The 19,484-nt window shown below is 69.3% G+C and carries 20 protein-coding genes; 13 read left to right on the top strand and 7 right to left on the bottom strand.

Translation table 11 applies throughout. The annotated features are described in order from the left end of the window. Window positions 1-21: 21 nt before the first annotated feature. Window positions 22-123, bottom strand: coding sequence for a K(+)-transporting ATPase subunit F (gene kdpF / locus ACFW0G_RS31825; protein WP_345389302.1), 102 nt, complete (start codon window positions 121-123; stop codon window positions 22-24). A gap of 364 nt (window positions 124-487) precedes the next feature. On the opposite strand from kdpF, the gene asnB reads away from it, so the two are divergent. The 4 genes from asnB (at window position 488) to ACFW0G_RS31805 (ending at window position 5,117) form a co-directional block, all read left to right on the top strand. After that, window positions 488-2,329 carry an asparagine synthase (glutamine-hydrolyzing) gene (asnB, locus tag ACFW0G_RS31820; protein ID WP_378329135.1) on the top strand — a complete coding sequence of 614 codons (1,842 nt, stop codon included), beginning with the start codon at window positions 488-490 and terminating at the stop codon, window positions 2,327-2,329. A 575-nt stretch (window positions 2,330-2,904) separates the two neighbouring features. Next, entirely contained in the window at window positions 2,905-4,164 is a 1,260-nt protein-coding gene (locus tag ACFW0G_RS31815) for a DUF222 domain-containing protein (RefSeq protein ID WP_378329134.1), read from the top strand. Between the two features lie 71 nt (window positions 4,165-4,235). After that, window positions 4,236-4,742, top strand: a complete 507-nt coding sequence (locus ACFW0G_RS31810; protein WP_378329133.1) for a hypothetical protein — start codon at window positions 4,236-4,238, stop codon at window positions 4,740-4,742. Window positions 4,743-4,826: 84 nt separating this feature from the next. Continuing rightward, a complete protein-coding gene (locus ACFW0G_RS31805) occupies window positions 4,827-5,117 on the top strand; it encodes a hypothetical protein (protein WP_378329132.1) in 291 nt (96 codons plus the stop codon). Here the strand turns inward: ACFW0G_RS31805 and ACFW0G_RS31800 are convergent. Then, window positions 5,114-5,590, bottom strand: coding sequence for a GNAT family N-acetyltransferase (locus ACFW0G_RS31800; protein WP_378329131.1), 477 nt, complete (start codon window positions 5,588-5,590; stop codon window positions 5,114-5,116). The genes ACFW0G_RS31805 and ACFW0G_RS31800 overlap by 4 nt on opposite strands. Beyond that, window positions 5,587-6,120 carry an SRPBCC family protein gene (locus ACFW0G_RS31795; protein ID WP_378329129.1) on the bottom strand — a complete coding sequence of 178 codons (534 nt, stop codon included), beginning with the start codon at window positions 6,118-6,120 and terminating at the stop codon, window positions 5,587-5,589. Before ACFW0G_RS31795 ends, ACFW0G_RS31800 begins: the two co-directional genes overlap by 4 nt. A 61-nt stretch (window positions 6,121-6,181) precedes the next feature. Here ACFW0G_RS31795 and ACFW0G_RS31790 point away from each other — a divergent pair, with 61 nt between their 5' ends. Further along, window positions 6,182-6,763: a TetR/AcrR family transcriptional regulator gene (locus tag ACFW0G_RS31790; RefSeq protein ID WP_378329128.1), complete on the top strand. Its 582-nt coding sequence runs from the start codon at window positions 6,182-6,184 to the stop codon at window positions 6,761-6,763. On the opposite strand, the gene ACFW0G_RS31785 is transcribed toward ACFW0G_RS31790, so the two are convergent. The 4 genes from ACFW0G_RS31785 to ACFW0G_RS31770 form a co-directional block, all read right to left on the bottom strand. Continuing rightward, on the bottom strand, window positions 6,760-7,386 hold the full coding sequence (locus ACFW0G_RS31785) for a hypothetical protein (RefSeq protein ID WP_378329127.1): 627 nt from the start codon (window positions 7,384-7,386) through the stop codon (window positions 6,760-6,762). The two genes, ACFW0G_RS31790 and ACFW0G_RS31785, sit on opposite strands and share 4 nt — an antisense overlap. Window positions 7,387-7,456: 70 nt before the next feature. Beyond that, the gene (locus ACFW0G_RS31780) at window positions 7,457-8,458 is read right to left on the bottom strand and encodes a Gfo/Idh/MocA family oxidoreductase (RefSeq protein ID WP_378329126.1); all 1,002 of its coding nucleotides are present in this window, start codon (window positions 8,456-8,458) and stop codon (window positions 7,457-7,459) included. A gap of 38 nt (window positions 8,459-8,496) precedes the next feature. Next, window positions 8,497-9,990: a CoA-acylating methylmalonate-semialdehyde dehydrogenase gene (locus ACFW0G_RS31775; protein WP_378329125.1), complete on the bottom strand. Its 1,494-nt coding sequence runs from the start codon at window positions 9,988-9,990 to the stop codon at window positions 8,497-8,499. After that, entirely contained in the window at window positions 9,987-11,000 is a 1,014-nt protein-coding gene (locus ACFW0G_RS31770) for a LacI family DNA-binding transcriptional regulator (protein ID WP_378329124.1), read from the bottom strand. The genes ACFW0G_RS31775 and ACFW0G_RS31770 overlap by 4 nt, the downstream gene beginning before the upstream one ends. A gap of 105 nt (window positions 11,001-11,105) precedes the next feature. Here ACFW0G_RS31770 and ACFW0G_RS31765 point away from each other — a divergent pair, with 105 nt between their 5' ends. From ACFW0G_RS31765 to iolD, 8 genes are read left to right on the top strand one after another with little or no spacing between them, the layout of a single operon-like run. Beyond that, window positions 11,106-12,017: a sugar phosphate isomerase/epimerase family protein gene (locus ACFW0G_RS31765; RefSeq protein ID WP_378329123.1), complete on the top strand. Its 912-nt coding sequence runs from the start codon at window positions 11,106-11,108 to the stop codon at window positions 12,015-12,017. Between the two features lie 26 nt (window positions 12,018-12,043). After that, on the top strand, window positions 12,044-13,027 hold the full coding sequence (locus ACFW0G_RS31760) for a substrate-binding domain-containing protein (RefSeq protein WP_378329122.1): 984 nt from the start codon (window positions 12,044-12,046) through the stop codon (window positions 13,025-13,027). Further along, window positions 13,024-14,058, top strand: a complete 1,035-nt coding sequence (locus ACFW0G_RS31755) for an ABC transporter permease (protein ID WP_378329121.1) — start codon at window positions 13,024-13,026, stop codon at window positions 14,056-14,058. The genes ACFW0G_RS31760 and ACFW0G_RS31755 overlap by 4 nt, the downstream gene beginning before the upstream one ends. Beyond that, the gene (locus ACFW0G_RS31750) at window positions 14,055-14,834 is read left to right on the top strand and encodes an ATP-binding cassette domain-containing protein (protein ID WP_378329120.1); all 780 of its coding nucleotides are present in this window, start codon (window positions 14,055-14,057) and stop codon (window positions 14,832-14,834) included. The genes ACFW0G_RS31755 and ACFW0G_RS31750 overlap by 4 nt, the downstream gene beginning before the upstream one ends. Further along, complete coding sequence (gene iolC / locus ACFW0G_RS31745) at window positions 14,831-15,763, top strand: 5-dehydro-2-deoxygluconokinase (protein WP_378329119.1); 933 nt, start codon at window positions 14,831-14,833, stop codon at window positions 15,761-15,763. The genes ACFW0G_RS31750 and iolC overlap by 4 nt, the downstream gene beginning before the upstream one ends. Window positions 15,764-15,810: 47 nt before the next feature. After that, complete coding sequence (locus ACFW0G_RS31740) at window positions 15,811-16,701, top strand: aldolase (RefSeq protein WP_378329143.1); 891 nt, start codon at window positions 15,811-15,813, stop codon at window positions 16,699-16,701. Further along, entirely contained in the window at window positions 16,698-17,588 is an 891-nt protein-coding gene (iolB, locus tag ACFW0G_RS31735) for a 5-deoxy-glucuronate isomerase (protein WP_378329118.1), read from the top strand. Before ACFW0G_RS31740 ends, iolB begins: the two co-directional genes overlap by 4 nt. Next, window positions 17,585-19,426 carry a 3D-(3,5/4)-trihydroxycyclohexane-1,2-dione acylhydrolase (decyclizing) gene (gene iolD, locus ACFW0G_RS31730; RefSeq protein WP_378329117.1) on the top strand — a complete coding sequence of 614 codons (1,842 nt, stop codon included), beginning with the start codon at window positions 17,585-17,587 and terminating at the stop codon, window positions 19,424-19,426. Before iolB ends, iolD begins: the two co-directional genes overlap by 4 nt. Window positions 19,427-19,484: the final 58 nt, after the last annotated feature.

Below are 19,484 nucleotides of genomic sequence, written 5' to 3'. Positions count from 1 at the left end.
GACAACGTGCGACGAAGCGCATCAGAACTTCTCCGGCTTGATCAGCGCGATGAAGAGATAAACGATCAACCCCAGTGCGAGCACCCCGCCGATCACGTTGGCGGCCACGCCCACGCCGTTCACAGCTTCTCCAAACCGCGCAGGGTCAGCGCGAGCACTCCGAAAACGCCGATCAGCAGAAGGGCGTAGAGCAAGTCGGCCACGAGGCACCTCTCAGGACAGGTCACCCAGCGGGTGACCAGTGGACGCCGCAACTGTGCGGCCGTCGCGGGAGGTAATCGACACCGCCTGACGCCTCCTTGACGCCCCGGAAGTGGGCATTTACGCGCCCTTGACGGCTCGTGACGGCCGCCACGAGCCGAAGTGACGGTCAGCAACCGAGTGATCTCTCAGCGGTGCGGACATAACGGGCAGACAAGCGGCACGAGGGGTGTTACAACGACATTACGAATAGTTGTCTTTACTAAGCAACTGTAGGAGGTAGCACATGTGCGGTATCGCTGGCTGGGTCGCCTACGACGCCGACCTGACCCGGCGCCAGGCCGACATCGACGCCATGACCGAGACCATGTCCTGCCGGGGTCCGGACGACTCCGGCACCTGGGTCCGCACGCACGTCGCGCTGGGGCACCGGCGGCTGGCGATCATCGACCTCCCCGGCGGGAAGCAGCCGATGAGCGTCGCCACCCCGAACGGCACGGTGGCCATGGTGTACAGCGGTGAGGCCTACAACTTCACCGAACTGCGCGAGGAACTGAGCGGACTCGGCCACACCTTCGAGACCGACAGCGACACCGAGGTCGTCCTGCACGGCTACCTGCAGTGGGGCGACGCGGTGGCCGAGCACCTCAACGGCATGTACGCCTTCGCGATCTGGGACGAACGCGACGACAAGCTCGTGATGATCCGCGACCGGATGGGCATCAAGCCGTTCTACTTCTACCCCACCCGCGACGGCGTGCTGTTCGGCTCCGAGCCGAAGGCGATCCTGGCGAACTCGCTGGCAGCGCGCGTCGTCGACCTCGACGGCCTGCGCGAGCTGATGGGCGTCACCAAGCAACCCGGCTGGTCGCTGTGGAAGGGCATGAGCGAGGTCGAACCGGGCACGATCGTCACGGTTTCCCGTGAGGGCGTGCGCACGCGGACGTATTGGAAGCTCGACGCGAGGCCGCACACCGACGACCAGGAGACCACGGTCGCCCGCGTACGGGAGCTGATGACCGACATCGTCAACCGGCAGCTCGTCGCGGACGTCCCGCGCTGCGTGCTGCTGTCCGGCGGGCTCGACTCCAGCGCCGTCACCGGTCTGGCCGCCGCCCGGCTGGCCGAACAGGGCGAGCAGCTGCGGACGTTCTCGGTCGACTTCTTCGGCCAGGAGGAGAACTTCAAGCCGGACGAGATGCGCGACACCCCGGACTCGCCCTTCATCCGGGATGTCGCCAAGCTGGTCGGCTCCGCGCACCAGGACGTCATGCTCAACCCGGCCGAGCTGAGCGACCCCGCGATCCGCCGCGCGGTGCTCACCGCGCGGGACATCCCGTCGGGCATGGGCGACCTCGACATGTCGCTGTACCTGTTGTTCAAGGCCATCCGCGGCGAGTCGACGGTGGCGCTGTCCGGTGAGTCGGCGGACGAGGTGTTCGGCGGCTACCGCTGGTTCCACGACGAAACCGCGGTACGGTCGGGAACGTTCCCGTGGCTGGCCTTCCGGAACGCGCTGATGAGCGAGCGGACCCAGATGCTCGATCAGGGCCTCGCGGCGAAACTGGACGTGCCTGCCTACATCGCCGACCAGTACGCGAGCGCGGTCGGGAACGTCGAGCACCTCGACGGCGAGACGGAGCAGGAAGCGCGGATGCGCACGATCTGCCATCTGCACCTGACCCGCTTCGTGCGACTGCTGCTCGACCGCAAGGACCGCGCGTCGATGGCCGTCGGGCTGGAGGTCCGCGTCCCGTTCTGCGACCACCGGCTGGTCGAGTACGTCTACAACACGCCGTGGTCGCTCAAGACCTTCGACGGCAGGGAAAAGAGCCTGCTGCGGCACGCGACCAAGCACGTCCTGCCGGATTCGGTGCGGGACAGGGTGAAGAGCCCGTATCCGTCCACACAGGACCCCGGCTACGCGATCGCGTTGCAGCAGCAGGCCAAGGAGGTGCTCGCCGAGCCGGGACACCAGGTGTTCGACCTGGTGGACCGCGGCTGGCTGCGGCGAGTGTCCGAACTGGACGCGGCGACGATGGACCCGGCCGTACGCGCCGGTGTCGACCGCACGCTCGACCTGTATCACTGGATCGACATGTATCGCCCGGAAATCCAGGCTTCCTGAGGGGCTGACGGTCCGTGGGTGTCTCCTTGAGGGACTCTGGGCCCCTCAAGGAGACACCCACGAATCTTTGCGCCGCCGCCGTTGGCCGCCTTACGCCGAAGGCGAAGCGCGGGAATGTCCGCCCCAGCGGCTTCTTCGCGCCGGGCGGGCTCGTTTGTCCTCTATGGACACTGATCCATCACGGCGCTACCGCCTTGTCACCGCCACAGCTCCCACATCACAGCGAGCCCGTGAGCACCACATTCCGAGTTGGCCGAAGGCCCTCGAGGGAACCTTCACAACACTCAGCCTGGATCCAACTTTCGACTCGCTATGCACGAAGAACGCCCTCCGGACGTGTCCCCGATCGGCGTGTTCAGGGCTCAGCGCCCTCAAGGGCCCCTCCCTTCACTACCTTCGACGCATCTCGAAGAATGCGGCGCGCACGGCACCCGCATGTTCACCGCGATCGAAGCGTCAGTGTTAGCTCACAGCGAGTATCGCTTGTTTTCGTTGCTGCACAAAGAAAACAACATCCCACAGGTTCACCCGATCGATAGCACACATGTTCGATCGGGCGGCGTATCGTTGATGTTGTGGCAGTCGACAGCAACATCTCCGCAACGCGCACCGAGTGGTGGCGCGTCGATGTCGGCTGCCTGCTGACACGGCTCTTGGAGTCCGAGTCGGTGCAGCGGCGCGAGGCTGCTGTGCAGGGTGAGGTGATGGCCGAGCTGGAACGACGCGGTATCCGCGACACCACCGGGTACGGGAGTCTGGTGCGACTGTTGCAGGAGACGCTGAACATCCCCTACGCCGAAGCGAAAGCACGCGCAGCACGGGCGCTCGCGTTGAACGGCACCCGCGATCTCACCACCGGCGAACAGCCACCTGACGCGCCTGCCACTGCGCAGGCCGCCGCCGAGGGCGCGATCGGCGCCGCCCAGATCGACGAAATCCTCCGCGTCCTCGACAAACTCCCCAAAACAGCCCCGGCGGATCAGCGGGAGCAGGCCGAGAAGATCCTCGCCGAACTCGCCCGCGCCGCCGGACCCCGAGAAATCCGTGCCGCCGGACGACGCCTGCTCGCCCAACTCGATCCCGACGGACGCGAACCCAAAACCCGGGAACCGAAACCCTTCCAGCCGGAGTTCTCGATCGCTCCACATCGGGATGGCGGGCATCAGATCAAGGCCCGGGTGGACGACGAGACCTCCGCCCGGCTTCAGGCGATGCTGGATCCCCTGGCGAAACCCCGTCCGGCTACCGAAGAGGAGGGGCGCGATACCCGAACCCAGTGGGAACGACGCGGGTGCGCGTTCTCGGAGCTGGTGCGGATGTGGGCCGAACATCCCGACCTGCCCACGCAGGCCGGAGAAGCCACCCACATCGTCGTCACCATCGGACTCAAAGAACTACGAACCGGGATCGGACAGGCCACTCTTGATCTGCTCGGCGAGATCACCGCATCCGAAGCACGACGCCTCGCCTGCGACGCCAAAATCATCCCCATGGTCCTGGGCACGCACGGCGAACCCCTCGACGTCGGCCGAGCCCAACGCCTCGCCACCCCCGCCATCCGCCGCGCCCTCACCCGCCGCGACGGCGGCTGCGCCTTCCCCGGCTGCGATGCCCCCACCTACCGTTGCACACCACACCACGTGACCTACTGGGCACACCACGGCGAGACCAAAGTAGACAATCTCGTCCTCCTCTGTTCCATCCACCACAAGCTCATCCACCACTCCCAATGGGAAGTCCGCATCACCACCGACGGACTACCCGAGTTCGTACCGCCCACCTGGCTGGACGCCACCCGCACACCACGCCGCAACACCATCCACCTACGAACCTAAGCCGAATACTCCCGAAGATGAGATCCCCAACTCAGATGACAGTCGGAGTGCTCACCTGAGAAGGTGTTCGCATGAGCAGCACAGTGGCCGGTGAGTACAACGGCTTCGATTTCTGGGCCTGCGACGTCAGTTCTTCGATTCTGCTCGCCGAGATGGCCAAGGCCGCCGAAGAGCCGGCCCCGCAGGACACGGACAGCTGGCTGACGGCGCTCACACGCGAGTTGCGCATCCACGCGATAGTCGGAGCCGAGCACGGGCTTCCCCTCGACGAGTGGGCCGACGGGCACGAGAACGAGTTCATCAGCCTGATCGAGAAGGCTTGCGAACGACTGGCCGCGCGGATGGCAGTCACCGCCGAGGAAGCATCAGGCCGGCGCCTGCTCGACGGCCGCACGGTGATCTGGCGCGGTCATGAACAGCTGAGCACCACACCGATCATCACCCTCGGTGAGGCGCTGGTGAAGATCATCCAGAGGAAGTACCCACCCGCGCCCGCCGGACACTGGTGGTACTTCGGCGTCCACGGCCCCGACGGCCCCACCAGCACGATCCGCATGCGCGACGAAGGATTCGCCTGACGCCCGCGGCCACCAGCGCACCCGCGGCGCCGGACTTGACCTCCAGATAACTCGAGGTCCCAGACTGGTAGAGAGGAGGCAACCATGACCGTACTGCTGCTCGGCCGGAACCCGCGGATCGTGACCAAGGTGGTGGCGGCGATCTCGGCCGCCGGTCACTCCGCCGAGGGAATGACCACCGACGAGGCCGCGCTGGCCCGCATCGCCGAGGGTGATGTCTCGGCGCTCATCCTCGGCGGCGGCGTCGAACCGCCCTCGCGAGAGAAGCTGCTGGCCGCCGCAAACGCCAAGGGCGTCACCATCGTCCAGGGCCCGCACATCGGCGACCGGGACGCCGACGAGTATGTCCGCGCCGAGGTCATTCCCCGGCTCTAGAGGTCCAACGTGGCATCGACGTCGCCGCCGTGGACGGCGAGGTCGGCGCCCGCGTTCGTGAGGAGGCGCCGCGCGGCGGCGTTGCCCGTGGTCGTCGAGGCGACGAAGCGGGTAGCGCCACCGGTACGCGCGGCGTCGAGCAGTGCGGTCACAACCTGCCGTCCGACGCCCTGGCCCCGGGCTGATCGGCCCAGCCAGATCCCGGCTTCGACGGCGTCGCCCGCCGGCTCCAGCCGGGCGGCCCCCACGGCGCGGCCGTCGACATCGATCACCCAGGTGGTCTCCACGGCGGTGGCCGGGTCGAGGGACCGTCGCCGGTGGAAGGCGAGGAACGCGGCACGCCGCTCGGCGGTCCACCCGGGCGGGCCCTCGATCGGCGACATCACCTCCAGCGGGTCCGCGTCGGTCACGGCCGCGTCGAGCAGCCTCGCGAGGGACTCCTCGTCCAGCGGGGTCAGGCGTACGTCGGTCACACCCCGAGCTTCGCATCCGGCGAAGAACGCGGCGAACGGATTTGAGCCGCGCGCGCGAGCGACCGCAGGAAGCGGACGTAGGGCGACCACACCGACGGGCGCGCGATCCCGCCGGTCAGCGCCCGTTCGGCGTTGTCCAGCAACTGCTCCAGAACGGCGTCGTGCATCGGGCGCCAGAACAGCGGCCAGGTCACCAGCGCCGAGCCGGAAAGCCGTCCGGCGAGGACGTGCCGCAGTTCGCAGGCATCCTCACCACGGGGCAGGACGACGAACTCGTGGAAGCCGTCGAGTCCCCGTGGCGCGGTGAACCGGAACCGCACGGCGCTGCCCGGAACGGCCGACTCCACGAAGTACCGGACCGACGAATGCCCACCCCTCGCCCCGGGCACGAGCGGGCCGTCGAACCGGATCGGCGGCCAGTCCTCGATCGGCCACAGCCGGTCGTCCGCGGAGGCCAGGGTGTCCAGCAGCTTCCCCGCCCGGGCCGCGGGGACGTCGAACCGCCGGGAATGCACGTTGTAGACCGCCATGGCAGCAAACTCCGTTCTAGAGACTTTCCTCTAGAACGTATTAGAGCATAGTCTCTACAACATGGGCAGGCCCCCGACTCACACCAGCGCGCAGTTCCTCGACGCCGCGGCGGCGTTGTTCGCCGAAGGGGGTGTCCGCGCGGTGACCATGGCGGCCGTCGCGAAGGCCACCGGCGCGCCGAGCGGCTCGGTCTACCACCGGTTCCCCGACCGCCCGGCCCTGCTGTCCGAACTCTGGCTCCGCACGCTGCGCGACTTCCAGAGCACGTTCGTCACCGCGCTCGGCGACGCGGAGTCCGTGGACGCAGCAGCCGAAGCGGCCTCGGGCGTCGTCCTGTGGTGCCGCAAGAACCCGGCGGCCGCGCGGGTGCTGGACGCGGGCAAGCACACCTTCGGCCCGGCGGACTGGTCGGCGACCGCCGTCGCCGAAACCGTCAAGGCGGACGAAGAACTCAAGGCGGCGTTGAAAAAGGCGACGTCGAAACTGCCAGGGATCACCGGAAGCAGTGACGAGGAGGTGGTGCTGGCGCTGGTCGAAATTCCGCGCGCCGTGGTCCACCGTTATCTGTCCGCCGGCCGCACTCCCCCGCCGCGTGCGGCCGATCTCGTCGCCCGCACTGTCCGCAAGCTGCTCCGGCCCTAGCTCGCGTCGTCGGCGGGATCGAGCACGGTGTCCAGCTCCGGCATCCAGAAACAGGTCTCCCAGGTCCGCAGATCGGCCCAGCGCACCAGTTTGCGCCCTTCCCGGTACGCCCCGGCCACCGCGGCCGCCAGCAGCACCGCGCAGCAGGCGGCCAGGATCCGGTGCCCGCCGGCGATCAGCTCGACCACGGCGGCCACGAACCCGAACGAGAGCGGCAGGGTCAGGTTCCGCACCATCAGGCCCTGGGACATCAGCCGGTCGATCTGCGCGGCGGCCTCCTTGTCCTGCACCGCCACCCCCTGCCGCAGCAACGCCGGGTCGGCGTGGATGTAGGCACGCTCCCGGACCTGCGGGTTCCGCGCGAGGAAGGACTCCTTGGCCGTCTGCCGCCCGCTCCGCATCGGCAGCACCCGGCTCACCACCGCCCACAGCGCGTTGACGAGGTGCCCCAGGACGTAACTGACGACCACGACGGCCACCAGCAGCAGCACGGCGGGCAGCGAGGACAGGCGGGCGACGTCGACGACGTGCAGCCGCGCTCCCAGATAGACCAGGAACGCGAGCTGGCACGCGCCGGGGACCGCGTAGAGGAACAGGTCGAAAATGCCCACGGCGAACGTCAAACCGGGTCCTCCTTGACAGTGCTCGAACGGCAGCACCCGAGTCTGTCAGTCCGGCGTCCGCCGCGGGAGGCTAACGGCGGACTTCGGCCACGGTGACCGGACGGCGTTCGCGACGCGAAAGCTCGCAGGCTTCGGCGATGTAGAACGCCTCCAACGCGTCGAGGACCCCGCACGGGCTTTCGGCGCGCCGTGCGACGACGTCGAGGAATGTCTTCAGCTCGCTGGTGTACGCGGGCCGGAAGCGCTCCATGAACCCCGGATAGACCGGGCCCGGCAGCGCGGGCACGCCGGGTTCGACCGAGCGCAACGGCACCCGGTCGTCCAGCCCGACCACGACGTTCGCCACCGAGCCCAGCACTTCGAGCCGCACGTCGTGGCCCGCGCCGTTGTACCGGCTCAGCGACACCGTGACGAGCGTGCCGTCGTCCAGCGTCAACGTCGCCGCGCCGGTGTCGACGTCTCCCGCGTCGGCGAAGAACCGCTCGCCCCGGTTGGCTCCTCGCGCGTACACCTCCGTCACCGCGCGGCCGGTGACCCAGCGGATGATGTCGAAGTCGTGCACCCCGCAGTCGCGGAACAACCCGCCGGAATGCGGAACGTACTCCGCGGGCGGAGGCGCGGCGTCGAGCGTCGTCGCCCGTACCGTGTGCAACCAGCCCAATTCCCCCGAAGCCACCGCGGCCCGCGCCGCGGTGTACCCCGCGTCGAAGCGCCGCTGGAAACCGATCTGCACCGGTACATCGGAGCCGGTGATGTGCTCGATTACGGCCAGCGTGCCCGAGAGGTCCACGGCCACCGGCTTTTCGCAGAACACCGGGAGACCCGCGTCGACGGCCCGGGTGATCAGCGCGGGATGCGCATCGGTCGCCGCCGTGACGACCAAGCCGTCGAGCCCGGCCCCGAAGAGTGCGTCGATGCTCTCCACAGCGGTGACTCCGAGCTTCGCGGCGGCAGCCCGCGCGCGCCCGGCGTCGACATCGGCGACGACGACCTCACTGACCTCGTCGAAGCCCTTCAACGTTTCCGCGTGCGACGTGCCGATCCGGCCGGTGCCCGCCAGTCCCAGCTTCATTGCTGCCCTCCTTGAAGTCACTGTTCTGAAGTCGCTGCTCAGCGGTGTGTGGGGAATCCGAGGTCGACGCCGTGTGCCTGCCGCGGCCACCGCGAGGTGACCGCCTTGGCCCGGGTGTAGAACCGCACGCCTTCGGCGCCGTGGACGTGCGTGTCACCGAAGAGCGAGTCCTTCCAGCCGCCGAAGGAGTAGTACGCCATGGGAACCGGGATGGGCACGTTGATGCCGACCATCCCGGCCGTGACGCGGCGCTCGAACTCCCGCGCGGCAAGGCCGTCAGTGGTGAAGATCGCGGTGCCGTTGCCATATGGGTTGGCGTTGACCAGTTCCAGCGCGGCCTCGAACGACTCCGCGCGCACCACGGCGAGCACCGGCCCGAAGATTTCGTCGGTGTAGACGGACATCTCCGGGGTGACGTGGTCGAACAACGTCGGTCCGATCCAGAAGCCGTCCTCGTGGCCTTCCGGTGCGAGGCCCCTGCCGTCGACCACGAGTGCCGCGCCCGCCCGTTCCCCGGCGTCCACATAGGACAGAATGCGGTCACGGGCGGCGCCGGTGACCACCGGGCCCATCTGCGAATCCTCGTCGACGCCGGGGCCGGTGGTGAGCGCGCGGGTGCGTTCGGCGATCGCCTCGACCAGCTCGTCGCCGGTGCGCCCCACCGCGACCACGACGGAGATCGCCATGCAACGCTCGCCCGCGCTGCCGTAACCCGCCGACACCGCCGCGTCGGCCGCGCCCGCGATGTCCGCGTCCGGCAGCACGATCATGTGGTTCTTCGCCCCGCCCAGCGCTTGGACCCGCTTGCCGTGGCGCGTGCCGGTCTCGTAGACGTGCCGGGCGATCGGTGTCGAGCCCACGAACGACACCCCGGCGATGTCCGGGTGCGCCAGCAGCGCGTTCACCGCCTCGGCGTCGCCTTGGACGACGTTGAGCACGCCCGGCGGCAGGCCCGCTTCGGTGAACAACTCGGCCAGCCGCAGCGACGCCGACGGATCGCGGTCGGAAGGCTTGAGCACGAACGTGTTCCCGCACGCGATGGCGATCGGGAACATCCACATCGGGACCATGACCGGGAAGTTGAACGGCGTGATCCCGGCGACGACGCCGAGCGGCTGGCGGATCGAGTACGCGTCGACGCCGCGCGAGACCTGCTCGGAATGCTCGCCCTTGAGCAGATGCGCGATACCGCAGGCGAACTCGACGACTTCGAGGCCGCGCTGGACCTCGCCCGCCGCGTCGGCGAGCACCTTGCCGTGCTCGGCGGTGATCAAACGGGCCAGTTCGTCGCGGTGCGCGTCGACCAGCTCGCGGAACTTGAACAGGATCCGGGTCCGCGTGGTCAGCGACGTCTCCGCCCAGTCCTGCGCGGCCTTGACCGCCGAGGCGACCGCGGTGTCCACATCGGACACATCGGCCAGCGCGACCTGGCGGGCGACGGCCCCGGTCGCGGGCTGGAAGACCTCGCCGCGGCGGGTGGACACCCCCGGGGTGCGGGCGCCGTCGATCCAGTGCGGGACGAGTTCGGTCACGGGGTTTCTCCTTGCGGGCTCGTGGTGGTCGACCGGACCACCAGGCGGGGATGCAGCTGGTGCCGGACCGGTTCGGCGCGTTCGCCGCGGACCCGCTCCAGCAGGGCTTCGAAGGCCAGCCTGCCCATTTCGGTTCTCGGCTGGTCCACAGTGGTCAGTGAGACGTGCCGGAGCGCGGCGAGTGAAGTGTTGTCGTAGCCGACGACGGAGACGTCCCCCGGTACGGTGAACCCGGCCTCCTCCAGCGCCGAAATCGCGCCGACCGCGTTGAAGTCGTTGCCCGCCAGCAACGCCGTCGGCAGTTCGGCCCTCGGGTACCGGCACAACAGCTCCCGTACCGCCTTCTCACCCGCGGTGTCGGTGTGCTCGCTGCGTACGACGATCGGCTCCAGGCCGTGCGCGCGCATGGCCTGGCCGAATCCCTTGCGCCGGGCCGCGGCACCCGCCGCGCCCCCGCCGTCGAGATGCGCGATCCGCCGGTGGCCCAGTGCGACGAGATGTTCGACGGCCATCGCGGCGCCCGCCTCGCCGTCGTCGTTCACGGTGTCCACTCCCGATGCGCGGGAGGTGCGTGAAACCAGCACTACCGGGCACTGCCCGGCCGCCGCGTCGATCGCGGACGCGGGCGCGACCGGCGAAAGCAGCACGACACCGGCCGGACGAAAGGAGAGAAGACTACGTAGCGCGGCGCGTTCACGGGACGGGCTGCGGCCGCCGGTGTTGAGGATCAGGTCGAAGCCCGCCGCCTGCGCCGCGGCGTCGAGCCCCTCCACCACGTCGGCGAAGAAGGCGTTGCGGAGATCGGAAACCATCACGCCGACCACGGTCGAGGTCCGGCTGGCCAGTGACCGCGCCATCACGTGCGGCTGATATCCCAGCTCCTCGGCCGCCTTGAGCACGGCGGCACGGCGCTGATCGGAGACCTTGGGAGAATTCCGCATCACGAGCGAGACGAGAGCGCGCGAGACACCCGCCCGCTCGGCAACGTCCTCCATGGTCGGCCGGGTCATCGGCGCCCCCTTCCGAATCGGCCCTTGACTTCGCTGTGACGGACGCTACAAGATTAGAGCGCTCTAATCAATAGAGCGCTCTAACCCCGACCGGCTGGAGAGTCGATGACAGTGCCGTCCATGCCCGCCACGTCGCCCGGGATCCGCATCGCCGCCGCGCCCATCTCGTGGGGCGTGTGCGAAGTGCCCGGCTGGGGCCGGGTACTCGACGCGCCGACCGTGCTGGGCGAGATGGCGGAGCTGGGCATCCGTGCCACCGAGCTCGGCCCGCCCGGCTACCTTCCTCGTGAACCCGGCGATCTCCGCGCCCTGCTCTGCGAGTACGAGCTGAACCTCATCGGCGGGTTCCTCGCCGTCGTCCTGCACGCGGACGCCGATGCCGCGCTGGCCGAGGCCGAGGAGTCCGCCGCGTTGTTCGCCGCGTGTGGCGCGGAAGTCCTCGTGCTCGCCGCCGCGACCGGGCTCGAGGGCTACGACGAACGGCCACCGCTGTCCGGCGACGAGTGGGCGACACTGATCGACACCACCGCGAAAATCCGTGACGTCGCAACGGAACACGGCCTCACGACCGTGTTGCATCCGCACGTCGGCACTCAGGTGGAGACCGAGCGCGAGGTCGAACGGTTCCTCGCCGATTCGGATCTTCCGCTGTGCCTGGACACCGGGCATCTGCTCATCGGAGGCACCGATCCGGTGAAACTCGCGAAACGTCATCCGGACCGTGTCGGGCACCTGCATCTCAAGGATGTCAACGGAAAACTCGCCGAGGACGTGCGTGCCGGACGGGTCGGCTACACCGAAGCTGTCGGTGCCGGGTTGTATGTTCCGCTCGGTGAAGGAGACGTAGACATCGACGCGATGGTCGGGTTCGTTCACGAGGCGGGCTACGACGGGTGGTACGTCCTGGAACAGGACACCGCGTTGAGCGAGGAAAGCCCGGTGGATCTTCCGAAACGGGACGTGGCCACGAGCCTGGCGTACCTGCGTGCGGTGATCAGCCGCCGGACAGCGGTATAGCGAAGACAGCAGAGCGAGGAGAGACGATGAGGTCCCATCGCTTCATCGCGGGACTGATGGCGGCAGCGGGTTTGCTGCTGCTGTCGGCCTGCACCGGCCCGGCGGCCGAGCCCAAGGCCGCCACAGGCGCGCCCGCGCCCGCCGACACCGGGCCGCTGCGCGTCGCGGTCATCACGCACGGCACCGCGGGCGACGCGTTCTGGAACGTGGTCAAGAACGGCGCCGAGCAGGCGGGCAAGGACCTGAACGTCGGCGTCGAATACAACTCCGACGGCGATCCCGGCAACCAGGCCAAGCTGATCGACAACGCGGTCGCCCAGCACGTCGGCGGGCTGGTGGTATCGATGGCCAACCCCGAGGCGCTCAAGCCGTCCATCGAGGCCGCCGTGCGCGCGGGCATCCCGGTGATCACCATCAACTCCGGCGAGGACAGGAGCGCGGGCTACGGCGCGCTGACGCACGTCGGGCAGAACGAGGCGATCGCCGGGCAGGAGGCGGGGAAGAAGTTCAAGGCGCTCGGCAAGAAGAAGCTGCTGTGCGTGATCCACGAGGCGGGCAACGTCGGCCAGGCGCAGCGCTGTGACGGCGCGAAAGCCGGCTTCGGCGGCGACGTCCAGACGTTGCAGGTGGACATCAGCAACCCGGCCGACGCCGAATCCCGCATCCGTGGCGCGGTCCAGACGGACTCCGCGCTCGACGCGGTGCTCACGCTGAACTCCCAGGTCGCGGCCCGCGCGGTGAGCGCGATCAAGTCGGCGGGCTCGAAGGCGCAGGTCGGCACGTTCGACCTCAACTCCGACGTGGTGGCAGCGATCAAGGCGGGCGAGGTCCAGTTCGCGGTCGACCAGCAGCAGTACGAACAGGGCTATCTGCCGGTGACGTACCTGAAGCTGTACCGGGACAACGCCAATGTCGTCGGCGGCGGGAAGCCGGTGCTCACCGGCCCCGACCTGGTCGACAAATCCACTGTGGACAAGGTCGGCCGGTACGTGCAAAGGGGCACCCGATGACCACGACAACACTCGACGAACGCGTGGCCAGGCCACGTCTGCTGGATCGGCTCGTGATCCGCCCGGAGATCGGCGCGCTGCTCGGCGCCGTCGTCGTCTTCCTGTTCTTCACGCTCGTCACGGACCAGTTCTTCAGCGCGAGCGGCGTAGCGACCTGGCTCGACGACGCGTCGACGCTCGGCATCATGGCCGTCGCGGTGTCGCTGCTCATGGTCGGCGGCGAGTTCGACCTGTCCGCGGGCGTGATGACGGCGTCCACCTCGCTGGTCACCGCGATCCTCGCGACGCAGGCGGGCTGGAACGTCTGGCTCGCACTGCTGGTCTCGCTGGTGTTCGCGCTCGGCGTCGGCGCGTTCAACGGCTGGCTGGTGCTGAAGACCGGCCTGCCGAGCTTCATCGTCACGCTCGGCACTTTCCTCGCCCTGCAGGGCCTCAACCTCGGCGTGACCCGGCTGGTCACCGGCACCGTGCAGGTGTCGGGAATGCGCTCGGCCGACGGCTACGCGTCCTCCGGTTTCGTCTTCGCGTCCACTGTGGACATCGGCGGTACACCGTTCCAGATCTCCATCGTGTGGTGGATCGGGTTCGCGCTGGTGGCCGCGTGGCTGCTGGTCCGCACCCGGTTCGGGAACTGGATCTTCGCGGTCGGCGGGTCGGCGGCCAGTGCGCGCGCGGTCGGCGTGCCCGTGGTGCGCACGAAGATCCTGTTGTTCATGACCACCGCGCTCGCGGCCTGGCTGGTCGGCTCGATCAACATCCTGCGCTTCGCCAGCGTCCAGGCCAACCAGGGCATCGGGCTGGAGTTCCAGTACATCATCGCCGCGGTGATCGGTGGCTGCCTGCTCACCGGCGGCTTCGGCTCGGCGATCGGCGCCGCGATCGGCGCGCTGATCTTCGGCATGGCCCGGCAGGGCATCGTGTTCGCCCGCTGGGACAGCGACTGGTTCATGCTCTTCCTCGGCGTGATGCTGCTCGCCGCGGTCCTGGTCAACAACGCCTTCCGGCGTCGCGCGGAGAGGGTACGGCGATGAATCTCATCAAAGTCACCGACGTCGGCAAGACCTATGGCAGCGTCATCGCGCTGCGTGACGTGTCCACTGTGGTCAATGCGGGCGAGGTCACCTGCGTGCTCGGCGACAACGGCGCCGGCAAGTCGACGCTGATCAAGATCCTCGCCGGGGTGCACCAGCACGACCACGGCGAGTACACAGTGGAGGGCCGGCCGGTCCGGTTCGCCTCCCCGCGCGAGGCGCTGGACCGGGGCATCGCGACGGTCTACCAGGACCTCGCCGTCGTCCCGCTGATGAGCGTCTGGCGGAACTTCTTCCTCGGCTCGGAACCGACCGTCGGCTTCGGCCCGTTCCGGGCGCTGGACCGGAGGAAGGGCCGCGAGACGACGAAGAAGGCGCTGGCCGACATGGGCATCGATCTGCGGGACGTCGAGCAGCCGGTGGGCACGCTCTCCGGCGGCGAACGGCAGTGCGTCGCGATCGCCCGTGCGGTGTACTTCGGCGCGAAGGTCCTGATCCTCGACGAGCCGACCGCCGCGCTCGGCGTCAAACAGGCCGGGGTCGTGCTCAAGTACGTCGCGCAGGCACGGGACCGCGGCCTCGGCGTCGTGCTGATCACGCACAACCCGCACCACGCCTATCCGGTCGGCGATCGGTTCCTCCTGCTCAAGCGGGGCGCGGCGCTGGGTTCGTACGAAAAAGCCGATATCACCCTGCCGGAGCTGACGCGGCAGATGGCGGGCGGCGCGGAACTCGAAGCGCTGGAACACGAACTGCGGCAGGTGGAGTCCACATGAGACTGGAGGCGCTGACCGTCGGCCGGGTCGGGGTGGACCTCTACCCCGAGCAGAGCGGGGTGCCGCTGACGGGGGTGTCGACGTTCGCCAAGTCGCTCGGCGGCACCGCGACCAACGTCGCGGTCGCGGCCGCCCGGCTCGGCCGCCGCACCGCCGTGCTCACCAAGGTCGGGCCGGACGGCTTCGGCGGCTACGTGCGAGAAGCGTTGTCCGGTTTCGGCGTCTCACCCGAGTACGTCGGGACGTCGCCGGAACTGCAGACACCGGTGGTGTTCTGCGAACTGAACCCGCCCGCCGATCCACCGCTGCTGTTCTACCGTTCCCCGATCGCGCCCGATCTCACGATCACCGAGGACGAGGTGCCCTGGGAGGTCGTCGAGTCGGTGCCGCTGCTGTGGGTCACCGGGACGGGCGTCTCCACCGAACCGGCGCGGACGACGCAGCGCAAGATGCTGGAGCACCGCGGGCGTCGCGAGCACACCGTGCTGGATCTGGACTACCGGCCGATGTTCTGGCCCGACGTCGAAACCGCGCGGGCCGAGATCGGGTGGATGCTGAGCCACGTGAGCGTCGCGGTCGGGAACCGCGCCGAGGCCGAGGTCGCCGTCGGGACCGCCGACCCCGACGAAGCGGCCTCGCGCATGCTGGCCAGGGGTGTCACGCTGGCGGTGATCAAGAAGGGTGCCGACGGGGTTCTGGTGGCGACCGCGGAGGGCCGGTGGACCGTGCCGCCCCAGCGAGTCGAGGTCGTGTGCGGCCTCGGCGCCGGGGACGGGTTCGGCGGGGCGGTGATCCACGGACTGCTGTCCGGCTGGGATCCGGTGCGTATCGCGACCTACGCCAACGCGGCGGGCGCGCTGGTCGCCTCCCGGCTGGCCTGCGCCGACGCGATGCCTACCGCGCACGAGATCGAGGAGTTGTTGTCGTGACTGTTTCTGATGCCGCCTCCGCGGAAGGGAGTACGTCGGCGGAGTCCGTGCTGACCGACGAACGCTGGCGTGAGCTGCTGCGGACGCGGGCCACCGATCCCGAGGCGGTACGCCAGGCGTACGCGGCCCGGCGGAAACGGCCGAACCTGCTGTCCGAGCGGGGCACGTTGTTCCTGGTCGCGGCCGATCACCCGGCGCGCGGTGCGCTCGGCGTCGGCGGTGACCCCACCGCGATGGCCGATCGGCGGTCGCTGCTGGAACGCCTGCTCGTCGCGCTCGAGAACCCGGCGGTCGACGGGATCCTCGGCACCCCGGACATCGTCGAAGAACTGCTGCTGCTCGGCGCACTGCACGACAAGATCGTGATCGGCTCGATGAACCGGGGCGGACTGGCGGGCGCGGAATGGGAGATCGACGACCGGTTCACCGGGTACGACGCGCGGTCGCTCATGGACTCCCGGCTCGACGGCGGCAAGATGCTGCTGCGCCTCGTCGATTCCGACCGCGGCACCGTGCCGACACTGCAGGCCTGCGCCGAGGCGGTCACCGAACTCGCCGCCTACGGGCTGATGGCCATGGTCGAGCCGCTCCCCTACAGCCAGAGCGACACCGGGAGGCTGGTGCTGCAGACCGACACCGCGTCGCTGGCCCGCGCGGTGACAGTGGCGTCCGGGATCGGGGTGACCTCGGCCTACACCTGGCTGAAGCTGCCCTCGACCGACGACCCCGCGGTGCTCGGCGCGACGACGCTGCCGGTGGTCGTGCTCGGCGGCGCGCCCTCGCCCGACCCTGCCGAGGATCTCGCGGCCTGGGGCCGGACGGTGCGGCACGAGGTCGTCCGCGGTCTCGTCGTGGGCCGCACGCTGCTCTACCCGCCCGATGGTGATGTCGGCGCCGCCGTGGCGGCCGCCGCGAAACTCTTGGAGGCCGCGAAGTGAGCAAACTCCACCGCCGGATGGGGACCCTCTCGGACGGCGCCGACCAGGTCCGGCTGACCCCGGATTCGGCGGGCTGGACCTATACCGGGCTGCGCGTGCTCGCGCTCGCTCCTGGTGAGTCACGCGTGGTGCACACCGGTGAGTTCGAGGCGTTCGTCCTCCCGCTGGCGGGCTCGGGCACGGTCCGGGTCGACGGCGAGGTGTTCGAGCTGGCCGGACGCGACTCGGTATTCACCCGCGTCACGGATTTCGCTTACGTACCACGGGATGCCGAGGTAAGGCTGTCCAGTGTAGACGGATTGGAGGTCGCGCTGCCGATGGCTCGGTGCACCCGGCGTCTCACCCCGCGATACGGCCCGGCGGAGGACGTACCGGTCGAGGTCCGCGGGGCGGGGCAGGCGACGCGGCAGGTCACCAACTTCGGCGTTCCCGGCGTCTGGGAGCACGCGGACAAGCTCAACGCGTGCGAACTGATCACGCCCGGCGGGAACTGGTCCTCGTATCCACCGCACAAGCACGACGAGGCCACCGAATGCGAGGTCCTGAACGAGGAGATCTACTACTTCCGCATCGCTGGGCGGGACGGGGTCACTCCTTCGCGGGAAGGGTTCGGGCTGCACCGGACGTACACTTCGGACGGTGCGCTGGACGAGGACGTCGCGGTGCGCGACGGCGACGTCTTCCTCATCCCCCGCGGCTACCACGGGCCCTGCGTCGCCGCGCCGGGCTATCCGATGTACTACCTGAACGTCCTGGCGGGCCCGGCCGAGGAGCGGTCGATGGCGTTCTGCGACGACCCGGCGCACGGCTGGGTCCGCGACACCTGGGCGGCGCAGGACCTCGACCCGCGGTGCCCGGTGACGAGCCACGAAGGGATCGTCCGGTGAAACTCACGACAGCACAGGCACTCGTGCGCTGGATGCTCGCGCAACGTTCGGAAACCCTGGACGGGCGCGAAGTTCCGCTGTTCGGCGGCGTGTTCGCGATCTTCGGGCACGGCAACGTGCTCGGGCTCGGAACCGCGCTGGAGGAGCATCGCGACGAGATCCCCATCTGGCGCGGGCACAACGAGCAGGGCATGGCGCTCGCTGCGGTCGGCTACGCGAAGGCGACGCATCGGCGCCAGGTCGGCGTCGCGACGTCGTCGATCGGGCCGGGGGCACTGAACATGGTCACCGCGGCGGGGGTCGCGCACGCCAACCGGCTGCCGTTGCTGCTGCTGCCGGGCGACACGTTCGTCAGCCGCGCCCCGGACCCGGTGCTGCAGCAGGTCGAGCACTTCGGCGATCCCGGGGCGACCGTCAACGACGCGTTCCGCGCGGTGAGCCGGTACTTCGACCGGATCATCCGGCCCGAACAGTTGCTCTCGACACTGCCACAGGTCGCGCGGATCCTCACCGATCCTGCCGACTGCGGTCCGGTGACGCTCGCGCTGCCGCAGGACGTCCAGGCGGAGACCTACGACTTCCCGGAGGCGCTGTTCGAACCGGTCACCCATCGGCCGCTGCGGCCCCGGCCGGACCGGCGGTCCCTCACCTCCGCCGCCGCGACACTGCGCGCGGCCCGGCGGCCGCTGCTGGTGCTGGGCGGCGGCGTCCGGTACTCCGGCGCCGGGAAGCGGGCACTGGACTTCGCCGAGCGGCACGGCATTCCCGTCACCGAGACGACGGCCGGGCGCACGCTCGTCCCGCACGATCATCCGCTGCACGCCGGACCGCTGGGGATCACCGGCTCGGCTTCGGCGAACGCCCTCGCGGCCGAAGCCGACGTCGTGCTCGCCGTGGGTACCCGGTTGCAGGACTTCACGACGGCGTCGTGGACGTTGTTCTCCCCCGACGTCCGGCTGATCACCGTGAACGCGGCGAGGTTCGACGCGGTCAAGCACGGCGCGCTGGCCGTCGTCGGTGACGCCGACGCCGGGCTCGCGGATCTGGCGGCGCAGCTGGAAAGCTGGCAGGTCGATCCACAGTGGACAGCGCGGGCGGCGGAGGAACGCGCACGCTGGGACGCGCACATCGACACGCTGCGAACTCCGGACGGCGACGGCGCGCCGAGCTACGCCCAGGTGGTCGGCACGGTGAACGAGCTGTCCGCGCCGTCGGACTACGTGATGACGGCGTCCGGCGGGTTACCGGGCGAGCTGATCGGCGGGTGGCGCGGATCCGGCACCGTCAGCATGGACGTCGAATACGGGTTCTCGTGCATGGGCTACGAACTGTCCGGCGCCTGGGGCGCCGCGATCGGGCACACCGGCGGGCTGGTGACGACCCTGCTCGGGGACGGGTCGTACCTGATGCTGAACTCCGAGCTGTTCTCGGCCGCGTTCGCGGGCCATCCGCTGGTCGCCGTCGTCTGCGACAACGACGGGTACGCCGTCATCGCGCGCCTCCAGGAAGGACAGGGCGGAGCCCCGTTCAACAACTTCTACGCCGACTGCCGGTCTTCGGCCGAGGCACCACCGCGAGTGGACTTCGCCGCGCACGCCGCCGCACTGGGCTGCGCGGTCTTCCCGGCGGTCTCGCTCGACGACGTCCGCTCGGCCTACGCGAAAGCCCGCGAGGCCGCCGTCGCCGGGCAACGCCCCGCCGTCGTCGTGGTCAAGACCCAGCCACGGAAATGGACCGAAGCGGGCGCCTGGTGGGAGGTCGGCGTCCCGTCCCACCTCACCGGCCGCCCCACCCGCGACGTCGGCAAGGACGCCCAGATCCGCTACCTCCGCCCCTGATCACGCGAGATCTCCACGCAATCACGCGAGATACGCGGCTGATCACGCGAGTTCGCCG

Origin of the sequence: Amycolatopsis sp. NPDC058986 (assembly GCF_042741125.1) — a bacterium.
In the GTDB taxonomy this organism is placed as follows: Bacteria; Actinomycetota; Actinomycetes; order Mycobacteriales; family Pseudonocardiaceae; genus Amycolatopsis.
The sequence above is the reverse complement of the archived record's forward strand: the minus strand, read 5'-3'. Positions and strand labels throughout refer to the sequence as shown.

Coding starts and splice junctions, on each gene's coding strand:
- asnB (WP_378329135.1), top strand. CDS start 488: ATGTGCGGTATCGCTGGCTGGGTCGCCTACGACGCCGACCTGACCCGG.
- ACFW0G_RS31810 (WP_378329133.1), top strand. CDS start 4,236: ATGAGCAGCACAGTGGCCGGTGAGTACAACGGCTTCGATTTCTGGGCC.
- ACFW0G_RS31805 (WP_378329132.1), top strand. CDS start 4,827: ATGACCGTACTGCTGCTCGGCCGGAACCCGCGGATCGTGACCAAGGTG.
- ACFW0G_RS31795 (WP_378329129.1), bottom strand. CDS start 6,120: ATGGCGGTCTACAACGTGCATTCCCGGCGGTTCGACGTCCCCGCGGCC.
- ACFW0G_RS31790 (WP_378329128.1), top strand. CDS start 6,182: ATGGGCAGGCCCCCGACTCACACCAGCGCGCAGTTCCTCGACGCCGCG.
- ACFW0G_RS31780 (WP_378329126.1), bottom strand. CDS start 8,458: ATGAAGCTGGGACTGGCGGGCACCGGCCGGATCGGCACGTCGCACGCG.
- ACFW0G_RS31770 (WP_378329124.1), bottom strand. CDS start 11,000: ATGACCCGGCCGACCATGGAGGACGTTGCCGAGCGGGCGGGTGTCTCG.
- ACFW0G_RS31765 (WP_378329123.1), top strand. CDS start 11,106: ATGACAGTGCCGTCCATGCCCGCCACGTCGCCCGGGATCCGCATCGCC.
- ACFW0G_RS31760 (WP_378329122.1), top strand. CDS start 12,044: ATGAGGTCCCATCGCTTCATCGCGGGACTGATGGCGGCAGCGGGTTTG.
- ACFW0G_RS31755 (WP_378329121.1), top strand. CDS start 13,024: ATGACCACGACAACACTCGACGAACGCGTGGCCAGGCCACGTCTGCTG.
- ACFW0G_RS31750 (WP_378329120.1), top strand. CDS start 14,055: ATGAATCTCATCAAAGTCACCGACGTCGGCAAGACCTATGGCAGCGTC.
- iolC (WP_378329119.1), top strand. CDS start 14,831: ATGAGACTGGAGGCGCTGACCGTCGGCCGGGTCGGGGTGGACCTCTAC.